This window comes from Polyangiaceae bacterium (genome assembly GCA_015075635.1).
GTDB lineage: Bacteria > Myxococcota_A > Polyangia > Polyangiales > Polyangiaceae > JADJKB01.
Genome location: JABTUA010000003.1, coordinates 1,025,883 through 1,039,360 on the forward strand (window position 1 = coordinate 1,025,883; position 13,478 = coordinate 1,039,360).

15 protein-coding genes and 1 pseudogene are annotated in these 13,478 nt (G+C 70.0%); 8 read left to right on the forward strand and 8 right to left on the reverse strand.

Annotated features, from left to right (window positions below; genetic code table 11):
- Positions 1-6 precede the first annotated feature (6 nt).
- Positions 7-303 (reverse strand): Smr/MutS family protein, encoded by a 297-nt coding sequence (locus HS104_35195; GenBank protein ID MBE7485202.1) that lies wholly within the window; start codon positions 301-303, stop codon positions 7-9.
- A complete protein-coding gene (locus tag HS104_35200) occupies positions 300-1,187 on the reverse strand; it encodes a Ku protein (protein MBE7485203.1) in 888 nt (295 codons plus the stop codon). Before HS104_35200 ends, HS104_35195 begins: the two co-directional genes overlap by 4 nt.
- Between HS104_35200 and ligD the strand changes: the two genes are divergently transcribed.
- Entirely contained in the window at positions 1,135-4,257 is a 3,123-nt protein-coding gene (ligD, locus tag HS104_35205) for a DNA ligase D (protein ID MBE7485204.1), read from the forward strand. The two genes, HS104_35200 and ligD, sit on opposite strands and share 53 nt — an antisense overlap.
- Positions 4,258-4,266: 9 nt before the next feature.
- Here the strand turns inward: ligD and HS104_35210 are convergent, their stop codons facing one another.
- From HS104_35210 to HS104_35220, 3 genes are read right to left on the reverse strand one after another with little or no spacing between them, the layout of a single operon-like run.
- Positions 4,267-4,893 (reverse strand): hypothetical protein, encoded by a 627-nt coding sequence (locus HS104_35210; GenBank protein ID MBE7485205.1) that lies wholly within the window; start codon positions 4,891-4,893, stop codon positions 4,267-4,269.
- A 60-nt stretch (positions 4,894-4,953) separates the two neighbouring features.
- Entirely contained in the window at positions 4,954-5,445 is a 492-nt protein-coding gene (locus HS104_35215) for a YeeE/YedE family protein (GenBank protein MBE7485206.1), read from the reverse strand.
- Positions 5,446-5,456: 11 nt separating this feature from the next.
- Positions 5,457-5,879 (reverse strand): YeeE/YedE family protein, encoded by a 423-nt coding sequence (locus HS104_35220; GenBank protein ID MBE7485207.1) that lies wholly within the window; start codon positions 5,877-5,879, stop codon positions 5,457-5,459.
- A gap of 199 nt (positions 5,880-6,078) precedes the next feature.
- Here HS104_35220 and HS104_35225 point away from each other — a divergent pair, with 199 nt between their 5' ends.
- The 5 genes and pseudogenes from HS104_35225 to HS104_35245 all read left to right on the forward strand — a co-directional run bounded on the left by HS104_35225 (position 6,079) and on the right by HS104_35245 (position 10,357).
- Positions 6,079-6,963 carry a sulfite exporter TauE/SafE family protein gene (locus tag HS104_35225; GenBank protein MBE7485208.1) on the forward strand — a complete coding sequence of 295 codons (885 nt, stop codon included), beginning with the start codon at positions 6,079-6,081 and terminating at the stop codon, positions 6,961-6,963.
- A gap of 56 nt (positions 6,964-7,019) precedes the next feature.
- On the forward strand, positions 7,020-7,919 hold the full coding sequence (locus HS104_35230) for an MBL fold metallo-hydrolase (protein MBE7485209.1): 900 nt from the start codon (positions 7,020-7,022) through the stop codon (positions 7,917-7,919).
- A gap of 7 nt (positions 7,920-7,926) precedes the next feature.
- Positions 7,927-8,709, forward strand: coding sequence for a universal stress protein (locus HS104_35235; GenBank protein ID MBE7485210.1), 783 nt, complete (start codon positions 7,927-7,929; stop codon positions 8,707-8,709).
- Between the two features lie 27 nt (positions 8,710-8,736).
- Positions 8,737-10,050, forward strand: a complete 1,314-nt coding sequence (locus HS104_35240; protein ID MBE7485211.1) for a sigma-54-dependent Fis family transcriptional regulator — start codon at positions 8,737-8,739, stop codon at positions 10,048-10,050.
- 121 nt (positions 10,051-10,171) lie between these two features.
- Positions 10,172-10,357: pseudogene (locus HS104_35245) on the forward strand (hypothetical protein).
- Between the two features lie 549 nt (positions 10,358-10,906).
- Here HS104_35245 and HS104_35250 read toward each other — a convergent pair.
- Complete coding sequence (locus tag HS104_35250) at positions 10,907-11,650, reverse strand: 1-acyl-sn-glycerol-3-phosphate acyltransferase (GenBank protein ID MBE7485212.1); 744 nt, start codon at positions 11,648-11,650, stop codon at positions 10,907-10,909.
- Positions 11,651-11,712: 62 nt separating this feature from the next.
- On the opposite strand from HS104_35250, the gene HS104_35255 reads away from it, so the two are divergent.
- Positions 11,713-12,012 (forward strand): hypothetical protein, encoded by a 300-nt coding sequence (locus tag HS104_35255; GenBank protein ID MBE7485213.1) that lies wholly within the window; start codon positions 11,713-11,715, stop codon positions 12,010-12,012.
- A 24-nt stretch (positions 12,013-12,036) separates the two neighbouring features.
- Here the strand turns inward: HS104_35255 and HS104_35260 are convergent, their stop codons facing one another.
- Both HS104_35260 and HS104_35265 read right to left on the reverse strand, forming a co-directional pair.
- Positions 12,037-12,327, reverse strand: coding sequence for a hypothetical protein (locus HS104_35260; protein MBE7485214.1), 291 nt, complete (start codon positions 12,325-12,327; stop codon positions 12,037-12,039).
- On the reverse strand, positions 12,315-12,623 hold the full coding sequence (locus HS104_35265; GenBank protein MBE7485215.1) for a hypothetical protein: 309 nt from the start codon (positions 12,621-12,623) through the stop codon (positions 12,315-12,317). Before HS104_35265 ends, HS104_35260 begins: the two co-directional genes overlap by 13 nt.
- A gap of 198 nt (positions 12,624-12,821) precedes the next feature.
- Here HS104_35265 and HS104_35270 point away from each other — a divergent pair, with 198 nt between their 5' ends.
- Positions 12,822-13,478, forward strand: a complete 657-nt coding sequence (locus tag HS104_35270) for a tetratricopeptide repeat protein (protein ID MBE7485216.1) — start codon at positions 12,822-12,824, stop codon at positions 13,476-13,478.

Here is a 13,478-nt window from a genome sequence, read left to right on the forward strand (position 1 = left end):
TCGCGACTAACACGGGTCGGTGAGCCACACCACCGTCGCCCCCCAGCCACCTCGGGTGGCCGGCGCGTCGCGGAACTCGGCGACCAAAGGGTGGGTGGAGAGCACCTGGCGCACGCGGGAGCGCTGGAATCCCGTGCCACGGCCGTGGATCAGGCGGACCTCGCGGAAGCCCTTCTCGTGCGCCGCCTCCAGGTACGACTCGACCACGCTGGGGATGTCCCGGGGCGCGAAGCCGTGCAGATCGATGCTGTCCTCGATCTCGAGGACGGCGGGCGGGTCTTCGTCTTCTTCCGGCCCGCTCACTTCTTCGCGCTGCGTCGCCGCGCGGCGACCTTCTTCTCGACGGGAGGGGCCTCTTCGGCGCGACTCTTGACCGGAGGCTTCGGCGCCTCGGTGCTGTTGGCCACGCGCTCCTGAGCCTCCGCCAGGCTCTTCTTCAAGGCCTCGAACAGGTCGATGATCTGCGCGCGCGGGGCCTCGGGCGCCACCGTGATCTCCTGGCCCGCCACCTTCTTCTCCACGGCGGCGCGCACGCGCTCCTCGTAGCTGTCCTTGTATTTCTCGGCAGCGAAGCTCTCGCTGGTCAGCTGTTCGATCAGCTTCTCGGCCAACTCGCGCTCGATGTCGCTGAAGGTGAAGCGCGCGCCCGTGTCGATCTCGCCGAAGCTGCGCACCTCGTTCTGATAGTAGAGCTGGTGCAGCACCAAGCCGTCCTTGTCGTACGGGCGGATCAGGACCAGTTGCTCCTTGCCGCGCCCGGCCCAACGCCCCACGGCCACGACGCCCTTCTTCTTCATGCACTCGCCGAGCAGCTGATAGGGCTTGTCTCCGCCCTTGTCCGGGCCGAGGTAGTAGCTCTTCTCGACCTGCACGAAGTCCACGCTGTGGAGGGGCACGAACTCCGTGATCTCGATCGAGTTGCTGCGCTCGCTCTCCAGCGCCTTCAGTTCTTCGTCGCTGAAGCGCACGTACTGGCCGCGGGACCATTCGTAGCCCTTCACAGTGGCCTCTCGCTCCACGACCTCGTTGTCCACCGGGCACAGGTACTGCTGCTTCAGGCGGCTGCCGCACTTGTCGTGCAGCATGTTGAAGCGGACCTGCTCGCTCGAAGCGGAGGTGTAGAGCTTGACCGGGATGGCGACCAAGCCGAAGGAGATGGTCCCAGAGGAGATGGCGCGCGCAGCCATGGAGCGCCCATGGTATCGGCGTGATCCTGACGCCAGGAAACATTGTGGCGAAGGAACCCGCCGCGGGCTGAACGTGGGTGCAGGGCGAGAGCTCGGCTATGCTCGCCCGGGTGTCGGCCAGGCCGCCCAGCTACGAGGCATTCGGCTTCCTGGGCTCCGGGGGCCTCGGGCGCGTGTACCGCGGGGTGCACCACCCCTCCGGAACCCCGTTGCGCTCGAGACGCTGCGCGGCGATCGGGTTGCTCGCCGCGTTCGCGTGCGCGGACTCCCGGGACACCGAGTGCGCGCGTCCGGCCGTCGCGGCGTTCCTGCGAGCCTTCGCCGACTGCCCCCACGAGAAGCTGATGACGCTGTGGATGCTCCGCGAGCTGCCGCCGCGCCTCGAGGCGCGGGGCCTGTCCGACGAGGCGCGCGCCGTGCGAGCCGTCGATCAGGAGCTCCGCGAGAACATCGCTCGAGGGTTCGCCGAGCCCGCCGAGGAGCCGAGCTAGTGGCGTCGCGCCGCCGCCCCGAGTCGAGCGACCAGAGCCCGCTCGGCCGCTACCGCGAGAAGCGCGATCCGGCCACGACGCCCGAGCCGTTCGCCCCCGCGCCGGCGCTCGCTCGGGCCACCAGCGTGGGGCGCTTCGTGGTTCACCGCCACTCGGCGACCCGCGAGCACTACGACCTGCGCCTGGAGATCGGCGGCACGCTGAAGAGCTTCGCGGTGCCCAAGGGGCCGAGCCTCGATCCCGAAGAGAAGCGCCTGGCGGTGAACACCGAAGATCACCCGCTCGAGTACCTGGAGTTCGAGGCCGTGATCCCCGACGGCAACTACGGCGCGGGGCCCATGATCGTGTGGGATCGCGGCCGCGTGCGCTACCTGGAGGGTAGCGCCGAGGAAGGGGTCGCCCGGGGCAAGATCGACTTCGTGCTCTCGGGGTTCAAGCTCGCCGGGCGCTTTGCGCTGGTGCACACCGGAGCCCGTCGCGGCCCGAACGAGCAGAACCATTGGCTCCTGATCAAGAAGGCCGATGCACACGCGCGCGCTGGAGACGGCGTGGCAGTGCACGACCCGCGCAGCGTGCTGTCGGGGCTCAGCATCGAGGAGCTCGGGTCGCTGGCGGAGCTCAGGCGCAGCATCGAGGAGCAGGCCGCGAGCCTGGGCGCACCGCTCGGTCAGGTCGACGCGCGCTCGCTCCGGCCCATGCTGTGCGCGCTCGAGGGCGCGTCGCTGGACGACGCGAGCCGGCTCTACGAGCTGAAGCTCGACGGCGCCCGCGTGGTGGCTCAGAAGAGCGGCTCGACCGTCGTGCTGCGCTACCGCAACGGCCGCATCTGCACGCAGACCTTCCCCGAGATTGCCCAAGCGGTGGCCAAGCTGCCCGCCGAGCGCTGCGTGCTGGACGGTGAGGTAGTGGCCTTCGACGACGGCGGTAAGCCGCGCTTCCAACGCCTGGCGCCGCGGCTGATGAGCGTTCGCCCGGAGGAGGTGCTGCGGGTCACCGCCGAGATCCCCGTCGCGTACCTGGTGTTCGACGTGCTCGAGCTGGGCCCGCGAACGCTGGTCTCGCTGCCGCTCCGGGTGCGCAAGCAGCTGCTCGCGGCGCTGGTTCGAGGGCGCGGATTGGTACGGGCGCTCGATCACTTGGAGGGCCACGGCCGCGCGCTCTACGACTTCTGCCGGGCGGAGCACCTGGAAGGAGTGGTGAGCAAGCGCAGCGACTCACCCTATCGTCCCGGGCCGCGCCGCACGGGTGACTGGGTGAAGATCAAGTGCGAGCGCGACGAGGAGCTGGTGGTGGTCGGCTGGGAAGAGGGCCGCGGGGCGCGTCGGGCGCTCGGTGCGCTCTGCCTGGCCAGCTACGAGCAGGGAGAGCTGGTGCTGCGCGGCAAGGTGGGGAGCGGCCTGGACGGCCCCACCTTGAGAGCGCTCGAAACGCGGCTCGCGCCGCTCGAAGTCCCGGAGAGCCCGGCGCGCGGCGAGCCCGGCCGGACCCGCGGGGCGGTCCACCACGTGAGACCGGAGCTGGTGGTGAACGTGCGCTTCGTCGGTTGGAGCGACGACGGGCACCTGCGCGAGCCGGTGTTCCGCGGCGTGCGCGACGATGTCCCGCCGAGCGCGTGCACCGTGGCTCCGCCGGGCGGCGAGCGCCTGGACCCGGCCAGCTTGCCCGAGGCTGCCGCGCTGTCGACCCGTGTGGCGCTCACCAATCGCGACAAGGTGTTCTGGCCGGAGCAGGGCTACACCAAGGGCAACCTGCTCGACTATTACGCCAGCGTCGCCCCCGTTCTATTGCCCTTCCTGCGCGATCGGCCGGTCATCTTGGTGCGTTATCCCGACGGCATCGGGGGCAAGAGCTTCTACCAGTGGCGCCCGCCGGAGGGCGCGCCGGCCTGGATCCGCACGCTCGAGCTGCGCGACGAGGAAGATCGCGAGGCCCGCGGCGACAAGAGCGTGTTCCTGATCGATTCCCTCGACGCGCTCCTCTACATCGTGAACCTGGGCTGCATTCCCCTGCACGTCCTGGCGAGCCGGGCCGGCGATCTGGACCATGGGGACTTCTTCACCATCGACTTCGACATCGGCGACGGCAGCTTCCGCGATGCCGTCCTGTTGATGCTCTCGCTGCGTGATTTGCTCACGGAGGCGGGCCTGGTGGGGTTTCCGAAGACCAGCGGTCAGACCGGGCTCCACGTGCTGGTGCCCGTGGGGCCGCGGGTCCCCTTCGCGGTGACCAAGGTGCTGGCAGAGCTGTTCGGCCGCCTACTGGAGGCTCGGCACCCGAAGATCGCCACCACCGAGCGGCGCGTGGACCGGCGAGGCCCGCGGGTGTTCGTGGACACGGGACAGACCGGGCGCTCGCGGGCCATCGTCGCGCCGTACTCCGTGCGCGCGGTCTCCGGAGCCACCGTGTCCACCCCGCTCGTCTGGGAGGAAGTGAACTTGGCGCTCGACCCGAGGCGCTTCGACATCACGACGCTGCCCGCGCGCCTGGCCCAGCGCGGCGATCCGATGGCGACCTTGCTCGACGCTCGTCCCGACGTCGCCGCCGCCGTCGCGGCGATCGAGCAGATGGTTAAGGTCTGACTCCCTCGTTCACTGGCAGTCGTACGTGGTGGCGATGGGCCAGCAGAACCTGGTGAACGAGTTGCACTCGTACTTGGGCGGGCAGTCTTTGGGGGCGTCGCAGGCGTGGGTGCAGATGAACGGGTTCGAGAGCTCGCCGAAGGCCATGCACAGGTTGCCCTGGCACTCCTCGCCCGCCTGGCCGTCGCCGGTGGCGACGCAGCAGCCGCCGATCGGCGTCGAGCCGGACGTCCACTGCTGGGCCGGGATGCAGGTCGGGGATCCGCTGGGCACGCACTCGCCGGCGGCGGTGTCGCACTTCATGTTCGGCGCAGCGTTGCAGCTCGTGTCTTGGGTCGTGCAGGAGTCGCTGCACATCTTCACGCCGCCGAAGTCGCGGCAGTTGCGGTACCGGCACTCGGAGTCCGACGTGCAGCAGTAGCCGCTCGGGAGCGAGCCGTGCACGCCCGGCCCGGTCACGCCTCCGGCGCTGCCGCCGCTGCTCGAGCCGCCGCTGCTGGAGCCGCCGCTCGAGGCCCCGCCGCTCGTCGCGCTTCCGGAGCCGGCGGCGCCCCCAGAGCCCGGGCCCTCGCCCACGGTCTGGCCCTGGCAGCCCAGGGCGAAGAGCAGGAGCAGCGGCAGGGCGCGGGCGGTCACGTCCGGAATGTGGCACGCGGGGGTGGGCGACCGCCAGCGGCGGCCGCCGGTCGGCGCTGGTCAGACGGCCGACTCGGCGTTCCCGCGGACCACGGCGCGCTCGCGGCGAGCCTTCGCGCGCTGGGTGAAGAGGGCGTCCAGCTTCGCGGTCGCGAACATCCCGCCGAGCATCGCCGCCACGAACGCCAGCACCGTGGGCGCACCGGTTCCCAGCGAGACCAGGCCGGGGCCTGGGCAGAACCCGCCGACGCCCCAGCCGACGCCGAAGAGCGCCGCGCCGGCCAGGAGCTTCACGTCCAGGTCGCGCCGGGTGGGCAGGGAGAAGCTCGGCGTGAGCAGCGGCGAGCTCCGCCGCTTGACCAGGCGGTAGGCGACGAAGTGCACGGCGATGGCGCCGGCCATCACGACCATCAGGCTCGCGTCCCAGCGCCCGAGTGGATCCAGAAAGCCGACGACTTTGCTCGGCTGCGTCATGCCGCTCACGGCGAGCCCGACGCCGAACACCAGACCGGCGAACAGAGAGACCAGAAGCTGCTTGGATTCGCGTTTCATGTGTTTGCCTCTCAACCAGCGCCCAGCATGCGGAGCAAGGTCACCGTACCCATACCGGCGCCGATGAAGGTGACGGTCGCAGCCAGCGATCGCACCGAGAGCCTGCTCAACCCGCACACGCCGTGGCCGCTGGTGCAGCCGTTACCCAGGCGCGTGCCCGCGCCGACCAACAGGCCCGCGGCGATCGCGAACCCGATGCCGCGAGGCGAGCTGCCGAAGCTGGCTGGGGACAGCGCCCAAGCGGCGGCGCCAGCGATCACCAGTCCGGTGATGAATGCCGCGCGCCACGACACGTCACCGCGCGTGGGGAAGAGCAGTCCGCCGATCAGGCCGCTGATGCCTGCGACCTTGCCGAGCACGAGCAGCAGGATCGAGGCCGAGAGCCCGATCAGGGCTCCACCTGCGAGTGCGCTCCAGGGTGTGAAGTCGTGCATGTCGCTCCCCCAGTGCACGCAGCGTGCCGAGCGCGATCCGCCGAGAAACGCGCGGCGTGCGCGATGCCTGAAACATCCGCGTTTCACCGGTTTCGAGCGAGCGTTTCGCGCTGCGGCTGGTTTTGGCGGACAAGCCCGGGAAAGCGCCCGAACCTGCGCGTCCACGCCGCTGGCACGCGGCTCGCAGTGGCGAGCGCTCATGATCATCGTCGCCGTCATCTTGGCTCTGCTCGTGGGGGTGTCGCTCGGCCTGCTCGGTGGGGGAGGCTCGATCCTCACGGTGCCGATCCTTCGCTACGTTCTGGGCATGGAGGCGCACCGCGCGGTGGCGCTCTCGCTCTTGGTGGTGGGGACGACCAGCCTGGCCGCGCTGATCCCTCACGCTCGAAAGGGACGCGTCCGCTGGCGCACGGCGCTGATCTTCGGCGCGGCGGGGATGGTCGGGGCGTTCCTGGCTGGGCGCGTTGCACACCTGATTCCGGCCGTGCTCCTGCTCGTGGCGTTCGGGGTGATGATGCTCGTGACCGCAGTCGCCATGTTGCGCGGTCGAAGCAGCGTCAGCGCTCCCGCCCAGCGCGAGCTCCCGGTCGCCAAGGTGCTGGGCGAAGGCTTGGTCGTGGGCGCCGTTACCGGTCTGGTCGGCGCGGGTGGCGGGTTCCTCGTCGTGCCCGCGCTGGTGATTCTCGGCGGCCTGCCAATGGAAGTCGCCGTGGGCACGTCGCTGGTGGTCATCGCCATGAAGTCCTTCGCGGGGTTCGCCGGGTTCTTGGGGCACACTCCCATCGACTGGACGCTGGCCGCCTGGGTGAGCGGCGCCGCGGTGGTCGGCAGCTTCGCCGGCGGAGCTCTCGCGGACCGCATCTCGCCAGCGCGGCTGCGCAGCGCGTTCGGTTGGTTCGTGGTCGCGATGGCGTTCTTCATCCTCGGCCAGGAGCTGCCGCGGGCCTTCGGCCTGGTGCCGTCCGTGGTCCTGGCGGTGGGTCTCGCGGTCGTGGGCACTGCCCTCGCTGCCGCCGGAAAGCAGCTGTTCTCGCGCGCAAAGGCCGCCTCGATGCTGGCGTCCGGCGCCGCGGCGGCGGAGTAGGTGCGAATCCTTTTCGCACCTGGCGGCTCGTATGCTGAAACGACCGAGAGGAAACGATGAAACGCGAAGTCCAGGCCTTTTTCGACCAGCGCACCTTCACGCTCAGCTACGTCGTCTGGGACGAAGAGACACGAGACGCGGTGGTGATCGACGCGGTGCTCGACTACGAGCCGGTCGGCTCCTACACGTGGACCGAGTCGGTCGATCAGATCTCGACCTTCGTGCGGGAGAAGGGGCTGAAGCTGCACTACGCGCTCGAGACCCACGCCCACGCCGATCACCTGTCGGGCGCTCAGCTGCTGCGCCGTCGCTTCGACGCTCGAGTCGTGATCGGCGAGCGCATCCGCGAGGTGCAGGAGGTCTTCAAGAACGTGTTCGACTTGGGGCCCGACTTCGCCGTGGACGGCAGTCAGTTCGACCAGCTGGTGAAGGACGGCGAGGTTTTTCACGCGGGTAGCCTCCCCATCGAGGTCATCGCCACGCCGGGTCACACCCCCGGCTGCGTGAGCTACCAGATCGGGGACGCAGTGTTCACCGGTGACGCGCTGTTCATGGAGGACTACGGCACCGGACGTACCGACTTCCCGAAGGGCTCGGCGGAGGCGCTGTACGACTCGATCCAGAAGCTCTATGCCCTGCCGGACTCGACGAGGGTGTTCGTCGGGCACGACTACCTGCCGAACGGTCGGAAAGTGAAGTGGGAGACCACCATCGGAGCTTCGAAGCGCCTGAACGTGCAGCTCAACGCGGCGACGAGCCGGGAAGAGTTCGTCAAGATGCGTACCGAGCGCGACAAGGGTCTGGCCGCTCCCAAGCTGCTCTTCCCCAGCGTTCAGGTGAACGTCAACGCCGGCAAGCTGCCGGAGCCCCGGCCGAACGGCATCCGCTACCTGGCGACTCCCCTGAACTTCCTGCGCAAGGCGGACGAGCTCGGCGAGCCGATCGGCTGGAAGTGAGCGACTCGTGCCCGTAATCGTCCACACCACCGACCTCTCCGGCGACGACTCGGCAGCCTTCGCCCACGCCGTGGCCCTGGCGGCGCGGCGCGGCGCGAAGCTCTGCAGTGTGCACGCCTGCACCGGCCCTGCGCCGGAGCGGGGCTTCCCCGATGCCACGCGCTTGCTCGAGAGCTGGCGCTCGGAGCGCGAGCCCGTCGCCCACGAGGCGATGCTCCACCAGTGCTGCGATGACGTCACCGACACGCTGCTAGACGCGCTCCGGCGCGTGGAACCCGAGCTGGTGGTCACGGCGACTCACGGCAGGACCGGCGTGGCGCGCATCTTCTCCGAGAGCGTCGCGGAGTCGGTGGCGCGCAACGTGAAGGTCCCCACGCTGATCGTGCCGCTCGCCGGCGACGGCTTCGTGGACCCCGCGACCGGGGCAGTTCGGCTAGGCCGCGTGCTGGTCCCCGTGGGTAACGCCGGCGACGCCGAGCGTGGCCTCCGGGCGGCGGTCTGGCTGCTCGAGCTGGCGGCGGTGGGCGACGCCGAGATCGTGCTGCTCCACGTGGACGACGGCACCCCGATGCCCGCAGTGACGCTACCGGAGGGGGTGACCACGCGCGTGCGCCTGGCCAAGGGTGCGCTCGAGGACGCCATCGTCGAGGCGGCGAAGAGCGAGCGCGCCTGTGTGATCGTGATGGCCACGCACGGCCACGACAGCATGTCGGACGTGCTGTTCGGCAGCCACACCGAGCGAGTGCTCGGCGCCGCCGGCTGTCCCATCCTGTCGGTGCCCCTGGCGTGAAACGTGAAACATGCTAGAAACGCCGGTGTGAAACGCGATGCCGAGCCGTCGGGGTCGTTGCCTGCCCTGGCGCTGACCGAGGCCGCGGGCGCGGCGCTGGTGCTGGATCGCGAGCTCTCGGTGGTGCTGGCCACGGAGTCCGCCGAGCGCCTACTGGGCCCAGTGAAGCTGGGCGTCTCGGCGCCGAAGCTGCTCTGCGCCGAGGGCGCGAAGCGGCCCATCGCCGAGGCCCTGGTCGCGGGGCGTTCGGTGCGCGCCGTGATCCCCAAGCCCCGACCCGCCGACGGCGAGCGGCTCTTGGAGGTGCGCTCACTCCCGCTGCGGCACGACGGCGAGCTCTCGGGCTGGCTGCTCCTGCTCGAGGACGCCGGCCCCGCCGACGAAGGCGCCGTGGAGTTTCACGGCATGTGGGCGCGCACCGCCAGCATGAAGCACGTGTTCCACGTCATCGAGCAGGTGGCTGCCGACGACGTCACCGTGCTGGTGCGAGGCGAGACCGGCAGCGGCAAGGAGCTGGTCGCGCGGGCGCTGCACACGCTCTCGCGGCGCAGCGCAGGGCCGTTCCGAGCGCTCAACTGCGCAGCGCTACCCGGTAACCTGCTGGAGAGCGAGCTCTTCGGTCATGTGCGGGGCGCGTTCACCGGCGCCGTGAAGGACACGCCGGGCCACATTCAGCTGGCGCACGGCGGCACGCTCTTCCTGGACGAGATCGCGGAGATGCCCCTGGACCTCCAGGCAAAGCTCTTGCGCGTGATCGAGACGCGGAGCGTGATTCCGGTCGGGGCGCGAGAGCCGATTCCGGTGGACGTTCGCATCGTGTCCGCCACGCACCGCTCGCTCCGCGCCGAAGTCGAGGCCGGACGCTTTCGAGCGGATCTGATGTACCGCTTGCGCGTCATCCCGATCTTCCTGCCGCCGCTGCGCGAACGACGCGAGGACATCGTGCTGATCGCGAATCAGCTGATCGCGCAGGCGAACGAGGGCGCGCGGCGGCGCATCGAGCGCATCGCTCCCGCCGCGGAGGCGGTGCTCACGCGCTACGACTGGCCCGGCAACGTGCGCGAGCTGCGGAACGTCTTGGCCTATGCCTACGCCATCGGCAAAGGCCCCATCCTCCTGCCCAGCGAGCTGCCCTGGGAGCTCTCGGAGCCGAAGCTCGAAGACCGCGGCGAAGGCAGCGAGAGCATCGCTCGGAGGAGCGGCGAGCTGGACGCCGAAGGCCAGCGCATTCTGGCCGTGCTCGAGCGGGCCGGCGGCAGCAAGAGCCGCGCTGCCAAGGTCTTGGGCATGAGCCGCGTCACGCTCTGGCGCCGGCTCAAGGCACTGGGCATCGAAGGCTGACGACGCAGACATTGCGCACCTCTCTCTGCCTGGTGCTGGGATCATCCCGGTACTCAGAGTGCGACAGGAGGCGAGGATGCGACGTTTGCTTTTGCTGGGTGTGGTTTCTGCTCTGGCGCTCGCGGGCTGTGGAGGCGACGACGACGGAGGGGGTGGCAGCGGCGGTAGCGGCACGGGCGGCAGTGGCACCGGCGGCAGCGGCACCGGCGGCAGCGGCACCGGCGGCAGCGCTGGCTCCGGCGGCGCGGCGGGCACTGGCGGCGCGGCGGGCAGCGGCGGCGCGGCGGGCAGCGGCGGCGCGGCGGGCAGCGGCGGCGCGGCGGGCAGCGGCACCGGCGGCAGCGGCACGGGCGGCAGCGGCACCGGCGGCAGCGGCACCGGCGGCAGCGGCACCGGCGGCAGCGGCACGGGCGGCAGCGGCACCGGCGGCGGCAGCGGTGCGTTCTGGCCCGCGGCTTACAACGCGAGCTGCACGCCGGCGAAGAGCTCCCCGGGCAATCACAGCGGCTTCTCCGGCATGGAGTGCGTGAACTGCCACAAGCAGGGCGGCACGGCTTCCGGCAAGAACTGGCAGTTCGGCGGCGTGGTCTGGAGCAGCGCGGCTGCCACCGACGGGGCGCCCAACGTCGAGGTCGGCGTGAAGGACGGCACGAACTTCATCTACGCCTGCACCGACAGCAAGGGGTTCTTCTTCGCGGACACCAAGAACACCACGGCCCCGAACTGGGCGACGGCGGAGATCCGCATCCGCTCGGCGACGGGCGAGAAGACCATGCTGACCAAGGCGGTCCAGGCCGGCACCTGCAACGCCTCGGCCTGCCACGCCGGCACGACGAAGCTGGTCAAGCCCTGACGGTCAGGCCGGCTGCTGGTGCTCCGGCAGCGTCTTCAGGAACGGCGCGCGCAGGGCCTCGATGTGATCGTCGATGCGCTCTTCGCTCCAGTCGGCGGTCGAAATCGGAGGCAAGAACACGATCTTCACCTCAGCCGGCTGGAGCAGCAGGCTGGAGCGCTTCCAGACGTTCTGAAGGCCGATGGTGACCATCGGCACGACGGGCAGCCGCGTCTCGAGCGCCATGTGGACGATGCCCTTCTTGAACGGGAGCAGGCGCCCGCTGTCGGAGCGGGTGCCCTCCGGCAAGATGCACAGGTGGAGGCCGTGCTCGCGAATGAAACGGGCCGTTTTGCGGAGCGCGGCCTTCGCGCGCTCGGTCCGCTGCCGGTCCACGAACACGTGCCCGGCGAGCCACCAGGCCTGCCCGTAGAAGGGGTATAAGAAGACCTCCTTCTTGGCCACGCCCACCGTGCCTCGCGGCGTCAGCCAGATGGTGGTGAAGGCGTCCAGTATCGAGGTGTGATTGCAGGCGTAGATGGCCGGGCGCGCGGCGCTGACGTTCTCGAGCCCCTCCACGGTGACTCGACAACCCGTCCACCACAGGACCGTGCGGCCGATGGCAGTGCCGAAGGCGTTGGTGACGTAGATGCGGCCCACGCGCCATGGCAGGAGCACGAGCAAGAGCGGCGTCATCGCCGCGACGAGCAAGCCGACCGACACCAAGCCGAGCCCGACGCGGAGCAGGCTCTGGGCGCGGTGCAGCATGGAAGAGCCCTCTTACCACCTCCCTTCGCCGGCAGGGGCGGGCGCGATAAGATCGGGCGAACATGAGCCAAGCGCCGAAGCTCGCCCTCGCCTGCGGGGCGCTCACGCTGTTTTCGTTCGCCAACTTCGCCAGCTCCGAGCCCAGTCCACCGGTGGTGAGGTTCCCGGTGGAGCAGCCGGTCGCGCTCTCGGCGCGCGTCGCCCTGCTCGAACAGAAGGTCCATGCCCTCGAGCAACGTCTGAAGGCGCACGAGGCTGCCCACAAGGCCACGCCGCCAACGGGTGTTCTGGCCGACCCTTGCGAGCCTCCGTACACCGTGGACCCCCAAGGCATGCGCATCCCGAAGTGGGATTGTCTCTAGCCTAGGCCGAGTAGTCGGCGCACTTCACAAGAGGCATCGTTCGACCTCGTCGACGCTCGGGGCCTTCATCGCGCACTCCCACTGGGCACGAGACACCTTGGTGCTGCACTTGGCGAAATCGGTCGAGCCCGCGGCCTTCAGGCGCGCGCTCTGCTTGGTGCGCTCGAGCTCGTCATCGCTGACGCCGCGGCGTTCTTGCCTGACGAGCAGCTCGGTGTAGTGGTCGAGGAGCTGGTTGCACTCGTCTGGGTCGAGCGGCCTGCCGCAGCCCGCGAGCATGCCGAGCAGCGACGCGCAGAGGGTCAGTCGAAGCAATCCTCCACGACCTCCTTGCTCGTCTTCGCGTTGCGGACGCATGTCATCGCTTTCTCGGTGATGCGGCGGCCGACGCACTCCTTCAGCATCGACTCTCTCACGCTCTTCTTGGTGGCTTCGATCTCGTCGGCCACCGCCTGCGCGTTGCCGGGGTTCTTCTTCTCGAGCTCGAGCCGCGCGACGCGCTCGACGATCTCCTCGCACTCCGCCTCCGAGGCGGGATGACCGCAGCCCATCGCTCCGAACGCGGCGGCCACGATGGCGGTCGAGACGCGACGGAGCAGGCTTCGAGACATCGGGGGGTGGGCTTATCCCGAAGGGAGGTCGTTTTCAAAGGGCGCAGAAATCTGGACGAGTGTACAGGTCTTGCTAGGCTTGACCCAATGTCCAGGACGCGTGAGGCCGCGGCGGAAGCCGTGACGCCGGAGCTGTTGCTCCGCAAGGCCACACTCGCCCGCACGTCCGGCCTTCGGGCCAAGTACGCCCTCCGCGCGCTGGATCGGGGTGGCCGCATCAGCCGCACCACTCGGGCGATGCTGCTCAGACAGCTCTACCTGTCGCACATGGAAGCGCGGCGTTTCGAAGAGGCGCTGGGCGTCGCGCAGCAGATCGTGAGCCTCGACGTGATGCCGGACGTGGCGCGTCAAGACGCCGCGAGGGCTTGCCTGGGCCTCGGCGATCAGGACGGCGCCGTCGCGCACCTCAGGCTGGCGAGTCGCGTGAGCCCGCCCTCTCGCCGCGCGTTCCACCTCTGGACGCTGGGCAGCGTGCTGTACCTGGCGGGGCGCTACCGCGACGCGATCGGAGCGCTGTCGCGGGCTTGTCGCTGGGGTACGACGGACCGACCGCTCTATCAAGCGCAGCTGGCCCTGTCGCGGCTGGCCGGCGGCGAGGCCCTCGACCCAGCGGAGGTCCGCGGGCTCCGGGAGCGACTGGCAGACGCGCCCTGCGGCCAGGGCTACGGGCAGTTCGTGCTCGGGGAGCTGGCCTTCCACGAAGGGGACTTCGAAGCGGCTCGCCAGTACCTCCAGGGCTTCGTCCGCCGCTCCACCGGGGGCCGGGTCGCGCTCGCGGTGGCGCTGAACGGGGAAATCGCGCGGGCGCGGCGCCTTCTCGGCAGAATCCGCAGGAAGAAGAAGAAGAACGAGTGA

What these genes read in the sequence shown, in the direction of transcription:
- ligD (MBE7485204.1), top strand. Translation starts at nt 1,135, where the DNA reads ATGGCGACCAAGCCGAAGGAGATGGTCCCAGAGGAGATGGCGCGCGCA.
- HS104_35200 (MBE7485203.1), bottom strand. Translation starts at nt 1,187, where the DNA reads ATGGCTGCGCGCGCCATCTCCTCTGGGACCATCTCCTTCGGCTTGGTC.
- HS104_35215 (MBE7485206.1), bottom strand. Translation starts at nt 5,445, where the DNA reads ATGAAACGCGAATCCAAGCAGCTTCTGGTCTCTCTGTTCGCCGGTCTG.
- HS104_35220 (MBE7485207.1), bottom strand. Translation starts at nt 5,879, where the DNA reads ATGCACGACTTCACACCCTGGAGCGCACTCGCAGGTGGAGCCCTGATC.
- HS104_35225 (MBE7485208.1), top strand. Translation starts at nt 6,079, where the DNA reads ATGATCATCGTCGCCGTCATCTTGGCTCTGCTCGTGGGGGTGTCGCTC.
- HS104_35230 (MBE7485209.1), top strand. Translation starts at nt 7,020, where the DNA reads ATGAAACGCGAAGTCCAGGCCTTTTTCGACCAGCGCACCTTCACGCTC.
- HS104_35250 (MBE7485212.1), bottom strand. Translation starts at nt 11,650, where the DNA reads ATGCTGCACCGCGCCCAGAGCCTGCTCCGCGTCGGGCTCGGCTTGGTG.
- HS104_35255 (MBE7485213.1), top strand. Translation starts at nt 11,713, where the DNA reads ATGAGCCAAGCGCCGAAGCTCGCCCTCGCCTGCGGGGCGCTCACGCTG.
- HS104_35265 (MBE7485215.1), bottom strand. Translation starts at nt 12,623, where the DNA reads ATGTCTCGAAGCCTGCTCCGTCGCGTCTCGACCGCCATCGTGGCCGCC.